This is a genomic window from Paraburkholderia sp. MM5384-R2 (genome assembly GCF_014201025.1).
In the GTDB taxonomy this organism is placed as follows: Bacteria; Pseudomonadota; Gammaproteobacteria; order Burkholderiales; family Burkholderiaceae; genus Paraburkholderia; species Paraburkholderia tuberum.
Genome location: NZ_JACHDI010000072.1, coordinates 1 through 3,302, shown reverse-complemented (window position 1 = coordinate 3,302; position 3,302 = coordinate 1). Strand labels below are relative to the sequence as shown.

The 3,302-nt window shown below is 60.1% G+C and carries 4 protein-coding genes; all 4 read right to left on the bottom strand.

All coding sequences use genetic code 11. The features are described 5' to 3' along the window. Positions 1 to 118: 118 nt before the first annotated feature. Positions 119 to 319, bottom strand: a complete 201-nt coding sequence (locus tag HDG37_RS38610; RefSeq protein WP_184056816.1) for a hypothetical protein — start codon at positions 317 to 319, stop codon at positions 119 to 121. After that, complete coding sequence (locus HDG37_RS38605) at positions 316 to 1,110, bottom strand: ExeA family protein (protein WP_184056812.1); 795 nt, start codon at positions 1,108 to 1,110, stop codon at positions 316 to 318. Before HDG37_RS38605 ends, HDG37_RS38610 begins: the two co-directional genes overlap by 4 nt. Position 1,111: 1 nt before the next feature. Continuing rightward, the gene (locus HDG37_RS38600) at positions 1,112 to 2,461 is read right to left on the bottom strand and encodes a DDE-type integrase/transposase/recombinase (protein WP_184056809.1); all 1,350 of its coding nucleotides are present in this window, start codon (positions 2,459 to 2,461) and stop codon (positions 1,112 to 1,114) included. Positions 2,462 to 2,590: 129 nt separating this feature from the next. Next, positions 2,591 to 3,124 carry a DUF6431 domain-containing protein gene (locus HDG37_RS38935; RefSeq protein WP_221312286.1) on the bottom strand — a complete coding sequence of 178 codons (534 nt, stop codon included), beginning with the start codon at positions 3,122 to 3,124 and terminating at the stop codon, positions 2,591 to 2,593. Positions 3,125 to 3,302 lie beyond the last annotated feature (178 nt).

Genomic DNA, 3,302 nt, shown 5'->3' with positions numbered 1-3,302 from the left:
TGTTACGTCCCGGTCTAAATTAGGTTTGTCATCGCGAGCTATGTGGCGTGAGATTGCGAGGGGCGTCGCGCACTAAACGAGGAATGGAATGGGCCTCGTTTAGTGCGCGACGGCGGCGCTAGATTGGAGGGTCGGTTTTACGGCGCCAGGGTTGATCGGGATCCATTGTCGCGCGATAGCGTTTGTCGGAGTCGCGACGCAGTTCGTGTTCGTATCGTTGTTCGCATATAAGGGCGAGGCGGTAGAGGAAGTCGGTCAGAGCACGAGCACAAGAATCAGGGATACCGTCGGGGAACAGCGTGTCAAACTCGGGCGTCATTTCAACTCCTCGATCGCCTGTTGTAGCAGTTCGTCGGGTAGATGGTTCAGTCCTTTGGGCACGGCCATCTGCATAGCGGTGCGCAGAATCCGCCCCGCTTGCCGGGGCAAACCGCGAGAGGCCTGGCGAAGTAACTCCAGGCCAGATTCGGCCAGCAACGTATGACTGCAGCCGGCGCTCTTCAGTGCGTGTTGGATGAACAGGGCGAAGCGCTCGCGTTCGATCACGGGTTTGAGTTGAACGCGTGCCTGGATACGTCCATATAAAGCTGCGTACGAGGCACGCTCGAGCGTTTGGCCCAGACTCGGATGGCCTGCGAGCCAGACAGTCAGCAAGTCGCGGGAATCGAAGGCGAAGTTCAGGAAGGCCGGGAAGTCGCGGAAGAATTCGAGCGGCAGGTTCTGCGCTTCGTCGATAATCCAAACGGGCAACAACTGTTTGCTCTCGACGAGCTCCTGGATACGCAGCTTCAGATCACGCCACAGGTCGGCACGCCGGTAGGCCGGCTCCAGACCCAGCGCGCGAGCAAGGCTGCGGTACAGATCGATGCGCCCGAACTCGGTTTCAGCCAGATAGATAACCTGATATCGATGGGGATTCAAGGCAAGTGCTGCGTGGCGTAACGCGGCAGTCTTGCCCACGCCGGGCTCGCCCGTAAGCAGGCCAATACCGGGACTGTGCAGCAGCCACTGGAAGCGTTCGTTAAATTGCGCCAAGGCGCCGTCATCCCACAACTCACGATGTTCTTTGGAGAGCGGCGCGCAACGTAGACCGAAGTGTTGTCGATACATATCACAGCTCCCGGGCGTAGTGGCGTTGATAGGCAAGCTCGACAAGATTGGGACCGTGCGCTGCGTTCTCGATCGGCGCGTCGTGGTCTGTCACGGCCGGTTCGATGGCCTCAGGCTGAGATTTGCGCCGCTTGCGTGTGCGATTGGCGAGCGCGTCGAGCAGGGTCGCGGCGCCCAAGGGCTCGCCCGCCTCACTCTCTACGCCCATGACGGTTCCCGTATGGGGATCCACCACGAGCAACACGGTCTTGCCGACCAGTTCGTATGGCACTTCGAAGCGCTTGCCCTGAAACGACACGGTGCCGTCGCGGCGCACGTAGCGATCAATACGGTGCAGGAACAGTTCGTCCAGTTGTGCAGCGCGTGCGCCGAGTGTGCCGATGCGGGGTAGGTCCTGCTGATAGCGGGCGAGCGGCGTCTGGTTACACAGGCCGCTGTGTTCGGTGCGGTGGTAAATCTGTTCGACCCAGGCCCACAGACGCGCGTTGAGGTCAGCCAGATCGTGAATGTGTGTGGTGTCGAGTTCGCTCAGGAATTGAGCCCGTAGGCTGCGATGCCAGCGTTCCAGCTTGCCCTTTCCCTCAGGCGCGTACGGCCTGCAATAAACCAGCCTGATCGACAGCCGTGCGCAAATGCCTTGCAGCGTGGAAGCGCGGTAGGCGGCACCATTGTCGACGATCAACATCTTCGGTACGCCGCGTTTGAGCAAGGCCTGTTTGAGCACGCCCTCGATGTCGATCGCGGTCTCAGAGAAACAGAACGCGCTATGGGCGATGAGCCGCGAGGCGTCGTCCATCAACGAGACCAGGTAGGTCTTGCGGCGCCCCCGGCCAAGCGACAAGTGCGGGCCATGCAGGACATCACCGTACCAGATGGAGCCGGCGTGTTCGGCCACGAAGCTGCGTTTCTCCTCGGGCAAACTGACTGAGCCCACGATGCGCGAAAGCCCGTTGGCTTGCAACAGCCGATGAACGGCGCAGCGCGAGAGCGTGTCGTGCGCGACGATACCCGCAGATTCGAGCAACAAACGGATCTGGCGGATCGAGCGTCGCGGATTCTCGCGTTTGGCCGCAAGGATCGCAGCTTGCACGGACGATGGCAGCTTCGATTGCCCGCGATCCACACGGGGCTTGCCGCACAAGCCTTCCAGCCCGTGGTGTTTCCAGGCGTAATACCAGGACTGAAGCGTCTTCTCGCCGATATGACGACGACGAGAACCGGGAATTGCGTACTCCTGCTGAGCCAGTTGGCGGATGATCTGCTGCAAGTCGCCGCGATCAAGCCGTTCGCGACTGACGAGTGGTCCCAGTACGGACAGGCGAAACAGGGCCTTCGGGTCGATGTCCTTCATGCTCACTCCTATGGTTAAAAGGGAGTGCCATGAGAACCGCGAACCGAATTCGGCGCGAGTGGGCAAAGTGTGTGGAGAGCCCGGAATGACGAGAATTATGTCGTCGCGTACCCAACCAGGATCAACGGATCACGGGACGCAAACGCCGTCGCCGTCGAGCCAGGCCATGACTTCGCACAACGGCATGCGCTGCAGGCAGGTCAGCCAGAATTCGGTGATATCGACTGATCGCCCGAGTTCGGCGAAACGGTTTCGCAAATGGAATTCGAACGCGAGGCTACGCTCGCCAAGCCGCTGCCACCAGCGTCGTACCGTATGCCTGCCGAGCGAGAAGATCGCGCTGGCACGACGCTGCGAGCAGCCAGCCAACAGAAGAAGCAAGACCCGCTGCTGGTCCGCCCAGTTGTACCAGCGGTGGGGAGCTATGCACAGCGGCAGGCGCGAACACGTGCGGCTGCAAGTTCGACAGCGAAAGCGCAGAACGGGAACTGGATTGAGAGCACCGGCGGCGCTGCGGTCGGCTTTGCGATGGTAACGGCCATGACACCACACGCCAGAGCAGCCGCAGTGCCCGCAAGCGACGGGCCGATAGACTTGCGGCGTGCGCTCGACCGCATTGAGATGTTGTTCAAGATCAGGAAACGCGAATACAATTCGGTGCATAGGCCGGTCTGGTTTGTTGTTCGTGTGGGGCTTCGTAACTTCCCACGATAACAGAGCAGTACTGGCCTTCTTTACGTCCGCGATATCTCACGATGTTCAAGGAGACGTTCTAACACTCATCCTATTTGATACTGAGACAAACAGCTCCCCTGAAATCCGAATACAGCGGGACGTAACA

What these genes read in the sequence shown, in the direction of transcription:
- HDG37_RS38610 (WP_184056816.1), bottom strand. Translation starts at nt 319, where the DNA reads ATGACGCCCGAGTTTGACACGCTGTTCCCCGACGGTATCCCTGATTCT.
- HDG37_RS38605 (WP_184056812.1), bottom strand. Translation starts at nt 1,110, where the DNA reads ATGTATCGACAACACTTCGGTCTACGTTGCGCGCCGCTCTCCAAAGAA.
- HDG37_RS38600 (WP_184056809.1), bottom strand. Translation starts at nt 2,461, where the DNA reads ATGAAGGACATCGACCCGAAGGCCCTGTTTCGCCTGTCCGTACTGGGA.
- HDG37_RS38935 (WP_221312286.1), bottom strand. Translation starts at nt 3,124, where the DNA reads ATGCACCGAATTGTATTCGCGTTTCCTGATCTTGAACAACATCTCAAT.